Origin of the sequence: Paenibacillus sp. B2(2019) (genome assembly GCF_008370385.1) — a bacterium.
Classification (GTDB): Bacteria; Bacillota; Bacilli; order Paenibacillales; family Paenibacillaceae; genus Paenibacillus_AQ.
Genome location: NZ_VTZR01000015.1, coordinates 197,901 through 214,763 on the forward strand (window position 1 = coordinate 197,901; position 16,863 = coordinate 214,763).

At 46.8% G+C, this 16,863-nt stretch carries 10 protein-coding genes; all 10 read left to right on the plus strand.

The genetic code is table 11. The features are described 5' to 3' along the window. Positions 1–72: 72 nt before the first annotated feature. Positions 73–1,017, plus strand: coding sequence for a carbohydrate ABC transporter permease (locus tag PAENI_RS14085; protein WP_149645712.1), 945 nt, complete (start codon positions 73–75; stop codon positions 1,015–1,017). Between the two features lie 232 nt (positions 1,018–1,249). Further along, complete coding sequence (locus PAENI_RS14090; protein WP_188114566.1) at positions 1,250–1,972, plus strand: carbohydrate ABC transporter permease; 723 nt, start codon at positions 1,250–1,252, stop codon at positions 1,970–1,972. A 29-nt stretch (positions 1,973–2,001) separates the two neighbouring features. Next, positions 2,002–2,916: an N-acetylneuraminate lyase gene (locus PAENI_RS14095; protein ID WP_149645714.1), complete on the plus strand. Its 915-nt coding sequence runs from the start codon at positions 2,002–2,004 to the stop codon at positions 2,914–2,916. A gap of 210 nt (positions 2,917–3,126) precedes the next feature. Further along, positions 3,127–3,930, plus strand: coding sequence for a polysaccharide deacetylase family protein (locus tag PAENI_RS14100; RefSeq protein WP_149645715.1), 804 nt, complete (start codon positions 3,127–3,129; stop codon positions 3,928–3,930). Positions 3,931–4,114: 184 nt separating this feature from the next. Beyond that, positions 4,115–6,427, plus strand: coding sequence for a helix-turn-helix domain-containing protein (locus tag PAENI_RS14105; RefSeq protein ID WP_149645716.1), 2,313 nt, complete (start codon positions 4,115–4,117; stop codon positions 6,425–6,427). A gap of 200 nt (positions 6,428–6,627) precedes the next feature. Then, complete coding sequence (locus PAENI_RS14110; RefSeq protein ID WP_149645717.1) at positions 6,628–7,602, plus strand: ABC transporter permease; 975 nt, start codon at positions 6,628–6,630, stop codon at positions 7,600–7,602. A 4-nt stretch (positions 7,603–7,606) separates the two neighbouring features. Next, positions 7,607–8,497 carry a carbohydrate ABC transporter permease gene (locus PAENI_RS14115; protein ID WP_149645718.1) on the plus strand — a complete coding sequence of 297 codons (891 nt, stop codon included), beginning with the start codon at positions 7,607–7,609 and terminating at the stop codon, positions 8,495–8,497. A 62-nt stretch (positions 8,498–8,559) separates the two neighbouring features. Beyond that, on the plus strand, positions 8,560–10,146 hold the full coding sequence (locus PAENI_RS14120) for an extracellular solute-binding protein (RefSeq protein ID WP_262495606.1): 1,587 nt from the start codon (positions 8,560–8,562) through the stop codon (positions 10,144–10,146). 90 nt (positions 10,147–10,236) lie between these two features. After that, the gene (locus tag PAENI_RS14125; RefSeq protein WP_149645719.1) at positions 10,237–11,970 is read left to right on the plus strand and encodes a hypothetical protein; all 1,734 of its coding nucleotides are present in this window, start codon (positions 10,237–10,239) and stop codon (positions 11,968–11,970) included. 148 nt (positions 11,971–12,118) lie between these two features. Next, positions 12,119–16,744, plus strand: a complete 4,626-nt coding sequence (locus tag PAENI_RS14130) for a CBM96 family carbohydrate-binding protein (protein WP_223178948.1) — start codon at positions 12,119–12,121, stop codon at positions 16,742–16,744. Positions 16,745–16,863 lie beyond the last annotated feature (119 nt).

Genomic DNA, 16,863 nt, shown 5'->3' on the forward strand with positions numbered 1-16,863 from the left:
TGGAGCTGCATGCCGAGCCATTGCAGCTTCACAGGATGTTATGGGACCGGTGAAGGAAAGGAAGCGTAAGAAATGTCCGACATACTGAGACTAGATAGGCAGGATCCGCCGCTCAACCGACAGAGGGGACGCGTTTCGGCGTTTTTTCGGGAATTCGGCTTCGGGTATTTTTTGCTGGCGCCCGTCGTCCTTTATATTGTGGTATTTCAATTTTATCCGCTTGTTGAAACGATCCGGCTGAGCTTGTACGACTATTCGCTCATCTCCGGACGTGGCATGTCATTCAACGGCTTCGGCAATTACAAGGAGCTGCTCGTGAATGACGGAGCTTTCTGGCAAATTTTCTGGAACAGCTTCATCTGGGTTCTGGGTTCCACTGCCCTTCAATTCGCGATTGCAATACCCGCCGCAATTATTCTGTTCAGCAAGATACGGTTCAGAGGGTTGTGGCGTGGATTGATGATGGTTCCATGGGTATCGCCGGTCGTCATTATCGGCATTGTCTGGAAGTGGATTTACGACGGTCATTACGGACTATTCAATCATTATTTAAAAATGTTTCACTTGATTTCGGAAAATATCGTCTGGCTTGGAGATGAACAACTGGTCTGGCCCGCACTGCTGCTAACGTCGGCGTGGAAGGGATTCCCCTATATTACGCTGATGATGCTATCTGGACTCACGGGCATCTCCCAAGAAATGATTGAGGCGGCGCATATGGATGGGGCTTCCGCGTGGCAGAGGTTTACCCGGATTACGCTGCCAATGCTCAAGCCGATCATGTACGTGACTGGGCTTGTCAGCATTGTCTCCTCCTGGACCAAATTCGAAATGATATGGGCGCTGACGAACGGTGGACCGGGCTATTCGACCAGTATTTTGCCGACGTATTTATATACGAATTCATTCGTTTACTTCGATCTCGGCAAAGGTTCGGCCATCGCTACGCTGTCGATGGCGATGGTATTGATTCTCGTCGGTATTTACTCGCGTCTGTTCGGCCGAAACCTAGAATAGGCATCAGAGGAACAATATTATACCCGATTAAAACGATGTTCTAACGAGTCTTGGTCCTGCTTGTACTATGCAGGATAGGACCACTAACAACGATGCATGATTCGAGGTGCGACTTATGAAAGAGTCTTTTGCTCAAAGAACGGCAAATTATGTCTGGCTGGCGCTGTTGATGGTATTCACGCTGCTGCCGTTCGCTTGGCTGATCGTCACGACGCTGAAGTCGGACACGGAAATGTTCTCAACGATTCCGACCTGGATCGTGGACAATTTAACTTGGGATCATTACAGCTGGGCGCTTGGCGATGTAGGATTACAGCTGCCCCGACTGCTGCTCAATTCAATTATCGTATGCGGTATCACCGCACTGGTTACAGGAGCCATCGCCTGCATTAGCGGCTATGGTCTGGCCCGTTATAAGGTACCCGGCGTTAGCCTGGTCGTAGTGCTAATCGTGCTGGCCCAGATGATTCAGGGTCCGTTGATCATGATTCCCTGGTACAAAATAGCGGCAGCGTTTTCACTGCTGAATACGAAAGCGATTTTGGTCTTAATTTACGGGACACTGACGATACCTGTTGGTGTGTGGATTATGAGCGGGTTTTTCCGCACCATACCGCCCGAGCTGGAGGAAGCAGCGGCGATTGACGGATCAGGCAAGTGGCGGACGCTGTTCACAGTCATTATTCCGCTTAGTTTGCCGGGGTTGGTGTCAATCACACTATATGCATTTATTCTCGGATGGAACGACTACCAGTACTCACTCATTTTAACCAGCTCTATCGACGCAAAGACCGTTCAGGTCGGCATCGCCGAATTGATGGAAAGCATGGGTTCGACCAACTGGGGCGGATTGCTCGCAAGCGGGGTTATCGTTATTTTACCGATTATCGTCATTTTCGCATTTATTCAGAAATATTTGATCGAGGGAATGACCGCAGGGAGCGTAAAGGGTTGATAGTTTTTTAAAAAAAGGAGCCGATAGAGATGACTAATTCTTATGATTTCAAAGGCGTGTATACCGCGCTTATTACGCCGATGCACGATGACGGCAGTATTGATCATGAGTCACTTGCCCGTCTAGTTCGACATTTGCAAAGCCAGCGCGTTAAAGGGTTTTATGTAGGCGGAAGTACTGGTGAGGGCTTCATCCTGAATACGGTGGAGAGGCAAGAGGTGCTGGAGACAGTCGTCCGCGCGGCGGAGGGGAAGTCAACGATCATTGCCCACGTCGGAGCCATCGGTACGGAAGCTTCGATCGAGTTGGCGCGTCATGCCGAACGGCAGGGCGTCGATGCGATGTCGGCAGTGGTGCCGTTTTATTACAAGACGACAGTAGAACAGATCAAGGAACACTATATTGCAATTATGGCCGCTGTCCCGCTGCCAATGCTTATCTATCATTACCCGGGAGCGACAGGCGTCCAATTATCGATGGATTTCTACGAAGAGATGGCCCAGCATCCCCAATGCATCGGCGTCAAATTCACATCGCTCAACCTGTTCGAGATGCAGCAAATTCGTGCACGCTGTGGAGACCGCTTTCTGATCTTCAACGGACATGATGAGGTGTATGCGGCTGGCGCTCTCACTGGAGCCGACGGTGCTATAGGCAGTACCTATAATATGATGGCTCCGTTATTCGTCCAGATGTATCAAGAAGCGGAGCGGGGCAACTGGTCAAGTCTTCCGGAACTGCAGGTCGAGGCTAATGAGGTTATTGCGCATATGGTGTCTTTCGATGTGATCCCTTACGAAAAGTATATTTGCTATGCGCAAGGCATTATCCGTTCGTACAGAGCAAGGCAGCCGCTAAAGCAACTGACGGACGCTGAGACAGCGGCGATTCAAATGTTTTATGAAAAGAGTGCTGTTTTGAAGGTATCGGCTTATCAAGTGTAATAAATTGATGATGACAAGGGTGCCAGGATATAACGAATACATGATGAGTAGTAAGTGATTTACCATGTGTTCTCCCAATGATCTCTTGCTATTTCGGAAATTTCCCCATAAAACCTGAACATTCACCCAAGTTTTGAGAGGATATATCCTTTACATTTACAATAGAGCTTATACTGTTATCGCTCGTACACGATTACTGGGGAGGAACATATGCCTAATGTACAACTGACGTTCCCTGAAGGGAAACATAAGGTGCTCACAATGAGTTATGATGACGGAAGATCAGCCGATAGACGATTGGTGCACTTATTCAATCAATACGGCATTAAAGGCACTTTCCATTTAAATTCAGGACTGGCCGGACATCATGATCGAATTCCTATGGAAGAAGTCAAGGATCTGTACAAAGGCCATGAAATTGCGGTGCATACGGTTACGCATCCGACACTAACACGATGCTCGAGGGAACAAATCGTTGGTGAGATGTTTGAAGACAGAAAGTCTTTAGAACGAGTCACAGGCTACCCGGTCAGAGGGTTCTCCTATCCCAACGGTTCATTCAACCGCCAGATCCAAGAGATGCTCCCACACCTCGGGATCGAATATGCCAGAACCGTCCTAAGTCATGGCGATTTTCACATGCCGGATGATTACTTCACGTGGAAGCCGACCTGTCACCACAACCAAAACCTTCTTGCATTGACCGAGACATTCAAGCAGCTTGGACGAAGACAGCATCTCTATTTGATGTATATCTGGGGACACAGCTACGAGTTCGATCAAAACAATAATTGGGAACTAATCGAAAGCTTTTGTGAATCCGTTAGTGACCGTGAGGATATATGGTACGCCACGAACATCGAAATTGTAGATTATATGCGAATCTATCAGAGCCTCCAATTTTCTGCTGCGATGGATCTTGTATACAATCCCTCTTATCATTCGATATGGTTGGAAGTGAGTGGTGCAGTCATTGAAGTGAAAGGCGGTAGTCAAATAATACTAGTACGGTAATCTACCCACGCAAACAACGAATTCGTAATCAAGATAGATTCCCTTTTGTCCATCAAGGCTCTTAACTAGAGAGAAACGATGGAACAGGAGGGAATTTTTCCTATCTCTAGAATTTTAAAGAGTGATATAGTAATTCACGACGAAATGAATTACATCCAATCATCTGCTAAGGGAGGGATATGTTATGCGCTTAAGTATTTCGGGGAAAGTTATGATGATTTATGGATCGATCTTTATCATCGTTATTATCCTTACATTTAGCTTGTCTTATTTCGGGATGGTAGGACGTCTGCGGAGCGATTTGAAAGACACACATATTGCGCTACTCAAGCAGATCGACGATAAGATCGAACTCGTGTTTCGCTCAACAGAGAAAGATTTGCTGAATTTGTCTGAACAACTTGAATACGTGTATTTCATGTATGACAGTTTCGATGATGTCTCACAGAAGTATGCGAATTTCTTCGGTTTGTCGAACAAATTGAAAACGATGGTTCATGCCAACGATCAATTTTCCTCCGTCTTTGTCTACTCGAATACGAGCGGTGATGTATTGACGGATAAAGCTTATATCAACAAAAACGAATCAGAAGATCATTGGTTAGGAAGTTATCTAGATATGGAGGGTTATACGAAGTGGATCGCGACACACAAAATATGGGATGGAGAGAAAATGAAGGATGTTGTCACGTTGATCCGGCCCTATCCGCTAATAAGTAGTCCAGATTACAGGAAAGGTCTTGTAGCTGTCAATATTAATGAAGAGGTACTCTACCGCATGATTAGCGATGTGTTCGAGGGCAATCAAGAGGGAATACATACGTTCATCATCGATGACAAAGGGAACATCGTGACGCATGATGACAAATCACAATTATATAAGAATATGACAGACATTCCTTACATCAACCGGATATTAGGCGAGAAGGGGAGTGGACAATTCGCAGTCGAATGGAATGGAGGCAAGCAGTCCATCTTTTATACAAAGTCCAATTATACGGGTTGGAGAATTGTAAGCGTTATTCCTGAGACTCAGTTGTACCATCCATTGGCATCGATTCGAAATCTCATGATCGGGATTGTTGTCCTGATGGTCGTACTCGCATTATCCGTACTGTTCTTCGTGAACCGTCGAACCTTTAGACCGCTGGATCGCTTGGTAAATAAAATGACTGGCGTATTCAAGCCAATGAAGCCGGAGCACGCCGCCAGACTCGATTATTTAGAGACGGTGTTTGACCAAATGTTCATGGATCGCGAGCAGTTGGAGCAGCGAGTTCGGGACTCCAAGCCAATCCTGAAATGGAGAATCGTGATGGATATGTTAGCGGGTTATCGAACTGAGTATTCGTCCGTAAACCTCCAGTTAGAATTTACTGGGTTTCCATTGCATCCGAGCATGTTTGTCGTCTGTACGGCCGAGATTGAGAAAGAAGGCAGTATGAGCTCCAAGGATGAGACACTATATACCTACGTGCTCTGTAATGTCGCCGAAGAATTGATCAATATGGAGACCGCCGGCATTGCAATCGATTTAGGTTCAGGTAGATCTGCCATTATTTTTAGCTTTGCAGAAGGAGATGTGGAACAGAACCATTTGCAAGCCCTAACAATTCTTGAACTCATTCTGGACATTATGAAGCATCAGTTCGGACTACGCGTAACGGCCGGGGTAGGTAGATGTTATTCCAATATGAAGGATATACCGACATCGTATGAGCAATCACAAAAAGCACTGCAATATCGCATGGTGTTCGGCAGCCATGCCGTTATCTCATTTGAAGATTTGATTGGCTCGGATAATCAATATTACTACCGGCTCATTAAAATGACAGAGCGCATTATTGAAGCGCTTAGGCACACGGAGATCGAGAAAATCAGGAAAAATGTTGCACTCTTATACCAGGAGGCGATTGGGAACAGTCTATCTCCAGAGCTTATCCGGCATTTATCCTATGAGCTGGTGATGAAATCGTTGCAGGCCATTGCTGCGACAGGCATTGAAACAGACGAAGTACTAGATAGCATGGGCAATCTTCACGAACGAATGAACCGTTGTCATGATTGGAAGATGCTGGAGCAGATCGTTCTGGACGTGCTAACGCAGATAGCATGCAAAGTTAAAGAGAAACGGGAGCAGCGGGGCAGCAATAAATTGATCGAGGCCATGTTGATCTATATCGAGGAACATTATAGAGAAAGCGAATTTTCACTTGCACAGTTGGCTGATCAGTTTGAGCTCACTCCTACGTACATCAGCAAATTATTCAAAGAGCATACCGAGAAGAACTTCATTGATTACTTGATTGAGACACGGATTAAAGCTGCTGTTGGTTTGCTCATAGATAAGAATCGCAAAATCAACGATATTGCCGAAGAGGTTGGGTATAGCAATACTCGAAGCTTTTTGCGGGCATTTAAGAAATATACAGGCATGACGCCTTCGGAACATCGGGATTGGGTGCTAGATACAAATACAGAAATCGCCGTGGAATAAGCATTTACGAACCTCATCACAAAAAAATGAACGAAGCATAAAAAATGCGACCCAATATTTTGTAAGAAAAGTCACTGATAGTATAATGCGTCTCTTTCCGGGTTAAGGCTTCTTATCCTACAATTTGAATCGTAGCACTCATCAGTCGCATGTCTTCATGCGATAAGGTGAGGCGAGATGATGTGAAAGGATGAGAACATATGAAGGGGAGGTTAGCGACAGCGGAATCGCAGGCCGGATCGCATGTAGTACGAAACGGAACACATAGGCGGTCGATCTGGAGTAGAATGCTGCAGGACAAACATTTATATCTTATGCTTGTGCCTGTCATCGGATTTTATTTTCTATTTAAATACGTGCCGATTGTCGGAGAGGTCATTGCTTTTAAAGATTACAGATTCTCGGACGGTGTATTCGGCAGCGCTTGGGTTGGATTCAAACATTTTCAAATGATATTCGCAAGCTCAGATTTTTGGAGGATTCTAAGAAACACGCTTGTTCTTAACTTGTATAGTCTGGTGTTCGGCTTCCCCGTTCCGATACTTCTAGCTCTTTTATTAAATGAAGTACGACGTAACTGGTATAAGCGGATCGTGCAAAATATGCTGTACATTCCCCACTTTATGTCGTGGGCGGTGCTAGGGAGCATTGTCATTGCTGCGTTATCGCCGAGTACGGGAATCGTGAATCTTCTATTGAAGAAAATAACCGGCGGGGAAAGCATCTATTTTATGGCAGATTCGTTCTGGTGGCCGATTGCCTATACCATTGCAGGGATTTGGCGAGAAGCTGGTTGGGGAACCATTCTTTATCTGGCGGCCATGGCTTCGATTGATCCTCAGCTCTATGAAGCAGCCAAAATCGACGGCGCCGCCAAACTGCGGCAAATCTGGCATATCACATTGCCCGGCATTCGCGGTACCATAGCCATTCTGCTCGTTCTCCGAATGGGACAAATGATGGATGTAGGATTGGAGCAGACCCTTGTCCTCCAGAATAATTCCGTACTGGATGTGGCCGATGTCATTAGTACGTATGTGTATAGGGTAGGGCTTCAGAACATGAGCTACAGCTACACGACGGCCATCGGGTTGTTTCAATCCATCATTGGGGTCATTCTTATTCTCAGCGTCAATCGACTGATCCGACTTTTCGGGGAACGGGGGTTGTGGTGATCCGATGATACGAACCGAAACAAAACTCTTAAATAAAATCGCATTGGTAAGCGCTTACGCAGTCCTAGGTGTTATTTCGTTGTTAACCTTATTCCCTTTCTGGTACGAAATCGTGGCGTCTTTCAGCAGCAGTAGGGCAATTACGTCCGGCGAAGTGTTCTTGTGGCCAATTGAATTCAACACCGTTGCTTATGATCGGCTATTTGATGATGGACAGCTCATCAAAGCAATGGGAAATACCATCATCGTTACGATTATCGGAACACTACTAAACGTAATATTGACGATTATGGCAGCATACCCGCTCTCAAGGAAGAGATTGGTGGGGCGAAGCGTATTGCTGATGTTCATTACAATTTCCATGCTCTTTGTCGCTGGGTTGATTCCGAATTTTATTTTGATTAAGTCGCTTGGGCTTATGAATTCATATTGGGCGGTATGGCTTCCGGGCTTGATCAGTACGTATAACATGTTCGTGATGAAGACGTTTATGGAAGGGTTGCCGGAGGAAATTGAGGAGTCGGCTTCCATCGATGGTGCGGGAGACTGGCGGATCCTGTTACAAATCTACTTGCCGCTGTGCAAGCCGATTTTGGCGGCGTTGTCTTTGTTCTACGCCGTCGGCTGGTGGAACAGTTATTTCAACGTGATGCTGTATATCACAGAATCAACGAAACTCACCGTTATGGTCAAGCTGTATCAGATGATTAGTCTGGTGGACAGTAACTTATTGAACAACATGGGGGGGAATGAGGCGCTGGAGCAGGTTCTTCTGACACCAGAGGCGCTGAAGGCGGCTGCCGTCGTCATCGTTGTCACGCCGATCTTATGTATGTATCCTTTCCTACAAAAGCATTTCGTCAAAGGTGTACTTATTGGGTCGGTCAAGGGCTGACTAATAATATCACAGGGCCGAAGGCTCTTGATATAGTTCATTAGGAAAAAGGGGATGAAACGATGAAAAAGCTGAAACAAGCCATGAGTACTATGATGGTGATCACGATGTCCGTGACGATGCTGGCCGCATGTACCTCGAACAAAACCGTATCGGAGCAACCGGTTAATTCATCGGGCACAGCTACCACAGTAAAAGAAGAAACCAAGAAAGAAATCAGTATTTCGATGTTTGATCGTGGAAAAGTGCCGACAGAGGAAGGGACGTACGAGAATAATCGCTGGACGAAGTGGATCAATGAGAAATCACCCGTCAATGTGAAATGGGTTCCTATTGCGCGGAACCAAGCACAACCGAAGTTGAATGCACTCATCGCCGCTGGGGAAGCACCTGATCTGATCTGGGAATACGATCGGAATTACATCAGTCAGTTGGCGAATCAAGGCGCAATCCAACCGATTGGCGATTATATCGACAAATACAGTACGACGTACAAAGCGTATCTAGAGAAGCATCCTGAGCTGCAGCCATACTTGAATTTTAACGGAAAAATTTATGCGGTGTCGTTCGCACGGGAGACGCTTGCCAATCACGGGATGTGGATCCGTCAAGACTGGCTGGATAAGCTTGGATTGAAAGCGCCGACAAACGTGGAAGAGTTCATCGATGTAGCCCGAAAGTTCAAGGAGGGGGATCCGGATGGCAATGGTCAAGCAGACACCATACCGATCGCGTTAAGCGTGAGTTCCAACTCGATTGATCAAGCTTTCTTTTTTACAAGCGAGAACCAATGGTACGTCGAGGATGGCAAACTGCAATTCGGCAGAACGCTAGATCGGTATGTGGATACGTTAACCTTCCAGAAGCAGCTATTCGACGAAGGATTAATCGATAAGGAATATATCACGGATACGAATTTCCAGCGCTCAGGTCAACTGCTGACAACAGGCAAAGCTGGCATCTACCTTGCTAACTGGGATATCGAAGAATTGAATAATAACTTAATAAAAAATGATCCCACAGCAAAGCTAGTTCCATTGGAGTCGCTCAGCAGCAAATATGGCAAAAACGGATTGTATCAAGAGGCACCACCGAGCGTATTCACCGCGTTCAATAGCAAGATGAATGAAGAGCAGATCAAATCAGCGATTCAATTTATCGATTGGATGCTGCAGGATGGTTGGGAACCGCTCAGGTATGGCGAAGAAGGCGTCCACTTTAACATGGTCGACGGCGTCCGGCAGAAAACTAACCCGGATAAATTCAAGAATGAAGTTGCCTATGCTTCTGAATATGCGATCATGCTCGATAATGTGTTACGCCCAGAGACGTTCCTAGCTATGGCGGCTAAGGATGAGCTGTCCCAAAATTATGCCAAAGAGAAGGGAAAGTCGCTTGAACTGGTCATGAAAAATAAATACCGCAGAGATATCCCTTTTAATCCCGATTTCCCAGAATTGACCCAATTAATCGCGACATTTAATCCGATCGCACAACAGATTGAAGCGAAAGTCGTGACCGGCGGAAACTCGATGACGCCTGCGCAAGGTCTGAACGAATTGCAGAAAGAATGGAAGCGTCTTGGCGGCGACAATGTGGAGCGGCTCGCGCAAGCGTGGTATGACGCAAACAAAGACAATCTGAATTAGAACGCAGTTGGAACACCCGGTAGGTATGCTTCTGAATTCCCTAAAGGATCAAAAGCATACCGTAACCAGGTAAATCTAAGGAGGAAAAACATGTCGAGCACGAATTTCAGCAGAATACACGAAGAGGAAACCCAGTGGCTTCCCTTCCTCAAGAAAGCATTGGAACCAAAACATGTAAATTACAATGAAGAGATCAAGTTGCTTCGCACACCGTTTACGAGTCCTGGGTATCATACAAAGCTTAGAAATGTAGAAAATGTTCACCCCATCCGGGAGTCTCTGGATTATGCCCTAGCCATTCTGGATTGCCATGAGGATCCTTATAAAGATCGGGCATTCGAAATACTGCGAACGATTCTATCCCTTCAGGATCAGCAACCGGATTCGCCTACCTTCGGAATATGGTCATGGTACTTCGAGGAGCCACTGTCCATGATGTCGCCGCCGGATTGGAACTGGGCCGATTTCATCGGGAGGCGCTTACTGCAAGTATTGATACGTCATAGCAACCGACTTCCGGCCGATCTCGAGCAATTAACAAGCCAGGCGATCTCCCATTGCTGCGAAGCCATCATTAAAAGAAACGTCGGACCTGATTACACAAATATCGCGATTATGGGGGCATTCGTTACATTGATCGCAGGCGAACGGTTAAAGAATCCTACCTATTTCGAGTATGGCTTGGAACGACTCAAGCGACTATACGATTATTCCATGCAGACCGGCGCATTCCTCGAATATAATAGCCCGGCGTACAGTACGGTAGCCATTCTGGAACTATCCGCACTTGTAATGTATTCGAATACAGCAGAGGCCAAGCGGTTGGCGAACGAGATGTTAGATGCGACCTGGCTGACGGTTGCCGAGCATTTCCACCCGCTGCTGAAGCAATGGTCCGGACCACAAGCCCGTTCATACCAGACATTCCTAAGTAATTCGCATCTCTCATTCCTTCAGATGGCCTGTAAAGGTGAAGTGTCATTTGTGAGCAATGACGAGTTCGTATATGGACTGGAATGGTTTGCGCAAGGCATCGTCTGTCCGGAGCGGCTGTATGGACTGTTCACTAGCATTGATGAGCGGGAATTGAGGCAGGATTTGCCTCCTTATCACGAGTTCCGGACGCGGAAGGCTTATACGTACATGACTCCTGAGTTTACGCTTGGCACGTTCAATCATAATGTGATGTGGAAGCAGTGCCGAAATCTACTGGGTTACGTTCACACTGGAAATCAGGGGCGAAGTTATATCCAGCTTCGGGTGCTGCATGACGGTTACGACTTCTGTTCGGCGGTGTATACAAGTATGCAGGAGCAGGCTTCCGTACTGTATGGCATCCAATTCGCTCTGGATGGCGGAGATACACATGTGAATTTGGATCCTATCCACGGTCGAATGATTGCGTCGGATCTGCGAATCCGGATTGAAATTGGGAGTACTGGTGATGTACCTGTATGGAAACAAATCAGTGAAGATGCATTTCAAACATATCTTGGCGAGATGACATTATCGGTCAAGGCTTTGTATGGCGTGATGGATGGATTCAGTACATTCCATTGGGATTTGGTCGAAGAGGGTTCGGTTGTTAGCTTGGATTACGTCCTGTACCAAGGAGAGCCCACGACGATTGACTTCCATGCGGTGGAGGAAGCTTTGTTCATGTTTGCATTGACGCTCTGCGGGCCGGACGAGGATTCCGACAGAAGTTCATCGCTCTCTATCTCGGAACATGAAGTTCAAACTTCGCTGGAGTCGCCTGACCAATCGCTAACGTTGAAGCTAGCGAAGAAGCCAGCCGAACGGGTCGTATTATTTCATAATTAACAAATAGGGAGGACGTAAGTTCTAACAGATGATTCTTATCAGCATATAAGAAAGCGTTTTCAATTAAATTAAACGAAGTTTGAGAACGTGAAATCAAGTAGATTAACAATAAATAATTGAGGTGAGAAGGGTGTTCAATAAGAGCTCAATGAAAGCCTCCAATCGTATCTTGGGATTAACATTGTCGTTAGCCTTGCTTCACAGTCTTGTACTGCCATGGTCTACACCAATGTTCGCAACGTCATCTATTGCCTCTGCTGATACCGCTCCGACGGTTGTCCAGTTGAATCCGCTCGAAGATACCTACGTCAATGCTGGAGGAAATGCGAGTAAAAATTATGGGACCTCTAATCTGCTCATTGTCAAAAATTACAACGCAGATATTAATTTAAATCGGCAAACGTATTTGAAATTCGATCTTAGCTCCATTACCGGTGAGATTGGCACGGCCAAAATAAAGGTATATGCCATCGATACAGAGAATTCGACGATCGGCGTTCAAGCGTATGGCATGGAGGACGATACATGGGAAGAGCAGTCGGTGACCTGGAACAATAAACCTGAAATCGATCATTATTTGTCCTCCGCTAATGTCGGCAAGACGGCAAGCTGGCAAGAATGGGATGTAACAGCCTTTGTCAAACAGCAAAAGGCTGCAGATGGTATAGCAAGCCTAGCATTGATACAGCAGGCGGCGCAAGGCCATTCGGTCTCTATCAACAGCAGGGAGAACATCGTCAACCAACCCTACCTTGAGATTTCTCCCAACAGGACGAATGCAATCGCACCGAGTTGGCAAGGCGGTGGAGCATTGAGCGCCACCAATATGACGGAGTCTGGTCTACAGCTGGAATGGTCCACAGCAACCGACCCGATTGGCGTGACTGGTTATACGGTGTATCGAAATGGCAGCATCTTAGGGACGGTGAATGGATCAACGACCTCTTATACCGTAACAGGATTGCAGCTTGGTCAGAATTATACGTTTAAAGTGGAAGCCGGAAACGCCCAGAATCAATGGAGCAATGATGGTCCGTATGTTACAGCAGCGACACCAACGACGAAGCTGATTCAGACCCGTCCAGGGAATGTCTATACGAACAATGAGCCGATTCAGTTCAAAGTCCGAACGGCGAGGCCATCTGTAACATGGTCTGTTTACGATTATCAAGGAGCATTCGTATCGGAAGGCGTGGCACCAACGGTTCATAACGAAGCCATATGGACTGTTCCACATTCCAGGTATGGATATTTCACACTGCATGTCAGAGCCGATCTTGCAGGTAGCGATCCTGTATTAATCAAAACACCATTCACTGTGCTTGCCGCTCGCGATGCAACGGGAAATGAGCATGCTCCGTTCGGAGTATCGACGCATTTGCATCGTTTTCCCCAGGCCATGACTCCTGATATCGTGAAGTTGATGAAGGATGCCGGCATCCGTATGGTGCGGGGCGGATATGAGTGGCCTGGCATCGAGCGACAGCAGGGGAACTACACCTTTACCCCTCAGCCGGACTACTACATGAACATGCTAGATTCAGACGATTTTGACTTCCTTTACGTATCCGGATACACTAACCCCAATTATGACAATAACAGTACCCCTTATACAGATGCCGGGCGGACAGGATTCGCCAATTATATGAAAGCTTACGTCGATCATTACCAAGGCCAGTTGGATGCCGTTGAAGTATACAACGAATTTTATGGCAGCTTCGGAGATCGCGGCAATGGGCCAGCCGATTCCAAACCAGAATTCTATTATCCACTCTTGAAGAAAACGTATGAGACGATCAAACCTGTATACCCTGAATTGCCTATTCTCGGCACATCGACAGTAGGTAATCTCAAATGGATTGAAGATGTGCTTAAGCTGGGTGGCATGTCTTATATGGATGGGTTCTCGATTCATCCCTATCTATATCCCGGTGCTCCGGAAGGGTATGAAACCCAGATTGCTGATTTGAAAAATTTGATTCGGAAGTACAACAATGGAAATCTGAAGCCGATCTGGATTAATGAGACCGGATGGCCAACTCAGCTTGATGCCCGCGGTGTGGATGAGAAGACCCAAGCCAATTATTTGCTTCGCGCCTACGTTGTTGCAATCGCGAATGGTGTGGATCAGGTAGTTTGGTACGACCTGATCAATGATGGGATCCAAAATATTAATGAAGATAACTTCGGGCTTTTGCGGAATCCGAACGATCCATTAGGGAGCCTTACGCCGAAGCCTGCCTATACGAGTTTTGCGACCATGACAAGGATACTGAACAACGCACAGTTCGTTGCGCGGGATGTCACGGAAGATGAGATTCGAAGTTATACGTTTGACAAGAATGGTGACCAGGTTCGTGTCTTATGGACAACAAGCGCATCGACTCCAGTCGTCATACGTACGACGAGCCCGATTCAGATCACGGATATGATGGGAAATACGCACACATATATGCCGTATAATGGCAACGTATTTGTGACATTAAGCAATGAACCGTTATATGTGGATGGGGAAGTTACAACCATTGAGAAGGATTCCACATTTACGTTAAGAAGTGAGTCATCACACGCTGGTGATTCGATGTCCCTCGCACTAGAGACGGATAACAAGATGTCCGATGACTTTGATTTCAACCTAGTTGTAGAAGGTCAGCACTATTCGGTGTCCACGCCTAGCGGTCAGCAAACGACGGAAACAATCAGCGTGCCGAGTGGTAATGAACCGGGTACTCGTCTTATTACAGGCGTACTGATGAATGGGAGCGAGAGAGTCGGCCTGTTGAGAAGTTCAGCATCGACACTTCCATCGTATAACGTTCAGGTTCGACCTACTCTTAATGAATCGGATAGCAGCAAGGCACTCATGGTTACAATTAAGAACGAATCCAAATCCAAACCGATTCAGATTAATAAAGTGGAATGGCGATTCGGAACCCAATCCGGATCGGAGGTTCTGAATGTTTCGGTTCCAGCAGAGGCATCTAGCTCCGTGAATTTCCCCCTTTCTGCCATGAACCTTGGTGTTAGTAGTGCAATCAAAGTGACGGTGGATGTCGATGGCTTTGATCCGTTCACCTACACGGGATCTGCCGAATTCAATCCTGTGCCCCTAAGGTCCGTTGCAGTAGATGGAGTGCTGGATCCGGACACGGCAGCCAGCGCATCTCCGATCGATCTGTCGAAGGGTACGGTCAAAATGACAGGCTATCAAGGGGCAGGGGATTTAAGCGGGAATGTCTGGATCAGTTACGATGCGAACCATCTCTATCTATCCGCGAAAGTAAAGGACAATGTACATTATTCATCGTTCATGGGTGCCGATATTTGGAACAACGACAGCATTCAGTTCGCCATTGCGAATGGCCTTCCGGGTGAAGAACCGTATTGGTACGAAATCGGAATTTCTCAAACACCTGATGGTCCGCAAATATACAGTTGGAATGCGCCTCCGGGCGTGATTAAAGGGCATATCACCAATGGTCAGCTAGCTATTACGAGAGACCAAGAGCAGAATACCGTCTACGAACTATCTCTCCCTTGGTCGGAGGTCGCACCGATTAAGCCGGAGAAGAATGGGAACATAAGCTTCTCATTGCTTGTTAATGACAATGACGGAAGCGGTAGGAAAGGGTTCATTGAATGGGGAGGAGGAATTGGCGACGGGAAGTTATCTTCTAAGTTTCGCTCCATGCAGTGGGTTGTTACTGACGTAACCCCTCCGACGACGATCTCTTCACTCGAAGGTTCAGAACGGAACGGTTGGTATGTGGGTAGCGTTCAAGCGACACTGAGCGCAACCGATGACAAGTCCGGAGTAGCATCCGTGGTATACAGTCTAGATGGCGGGAAAATATGGCTGCCGTACACAACTCCACTTACATTTGAACAAGACGGTATGTACACCCTCACGTATCGCTCGACGGATCGAGCAGGAAATATGGAGGCAAACCAGAAGATCACCTTCCGCATAGACAGGACCGCACCAACGGCATCAATTGTATACAGCACTACGGAACCGACCAAACAAGAGGTCATCGCTACAATGACGGCAAGCGAGCCGGTTACGATAACGAACAATGAGGGAGCAGATAGCTTTACGTTTAAAGAGAATGGCACATTCACATTCGAATTCGTCGATGAAGCAGGAAACACGGGTACGGCGGTGGCAGAGGTGAGCAACATCGTGGCGAATGCTACCGGAGGCCCCGGTAAACTCGAACTATCAAGCAATAACGGGCATGATACAGGCTTAATGAACGGAAATTATGATGTAAAGATGAACATGTGGTGGGGAAACAACGGTACAACTTACAAATTATTTGAGAATGATGCACTCATCGATACACAAATACTCAATGACACATCACCTCAAGCCCAATCCACAGTCACCTCCGTGACGTACAAGGCAAACGGTACGTACCGCTATATCGCTGAACTGACAAATGCATTTGGTACCACGCGAAGCAACATACTAACTGTGCGCGTGACCGATGCCGATCCTGGCCAACCGGTTCTCTCACATGATAACTGGAATGGGGATGGAACCTTCAAAGTGAGCATGAACATGTGGTGGGGAACAAATGGGTCGTCGTACCGGCTTTATGAGAACGGCGTGCTCATCGATACCCAGACGCTCACAAATAAGACACCTCAAGCGCAATCGGCAGTAACGGAGATCCGTGATCTACCGGCGGGCACGTATGAATATCGATGCGAGCTTGTGAACGAAGCTGGTGTGACATCGAGTAATACGATCACCGTGTACGTGCAATAATCCTTAGCCGTTAAATCACAAAGACGCCAATACATCACGTGGTATTGGCGTCTTCAACATGTTGAGCATTCGGGCTTCTGCCGCAGCTGCTGTGACTGCGTTTTAGTTTATTTTTGAGT

Excerpts from the sequence above, each read along its gene's own strand:
- PAENI_RS14115 (WP_149645718.1), top strand. The coding sequence starts at position 7,607 with ATGATACGAACCGAAACAAAACTCTTAAATAAAATCGCATTGGTAAGC.
- PAENI_RS14110 (WP_149645717.1), top strand. The coding sequence starts at position 6,628 with ATGAAGGGGAGGTTAGCGACAGCGGAATCGCAGGCCGGATCGCATGTA.
- PAENI_RS14100 (WP_149645715.1), top strand. The coding sequence starts at position 3,127 with ATGCCTAATGTACAACTGACGTTCCCTGAAGGGAAACATAAGGTGCTC.
- PAENI_RS14130 (WP_223178948.1), top strand. The coding sequence starts at position 12,119 with ATGAAAGCCTCCAATCGTATCTTGGGATTAACATTGTCGTTAGCCTTG.
- PAENI_RS14125 (WP_149645719.1), top strand. The coding sequence starts at position 10,237 with ATGTCGAGCACGAATTTCAGCAGAATACACGAAGAGGAAACCCAGTGG.
- PAENI_RS14095 (WP_149645714.1), top strand. The coding sequence starts at position 2,002 with ATGACTAATTCTTATGATTTCAAAGGCGTGTATACCGCGCTTATTACG.
- PAENI_RS14105 (WP_149645716.1), top strand. The coding sequence starts at position 4,115 with ATGCGCTTAAGTATTTCGGGGAAAGTTATGATGATTTATGGATCGATC.
- PAENI_RS14090 (WP_188114566.1), top strand. The coding sequence starts at position 1,250 with ATGTTCTCAACGATTCCGACCTGGATCGTGGACAATTTAACTTGGGAT.
- PAENI_RS14085 (WP_149645712.1), top strand. The coding sequence starts at position 73 with ATGTCCGACATACTGAGACTAGATAGGCAGGATCCGCCGCTCAACCGA.
- PAENI_RS14120 (WP_262495606.1), top strand. The coding sequence starts at position 8,560 with ATGAAAAAGCTGAAACAAGCCATGAGTACTATGATGGTGATCACGATG.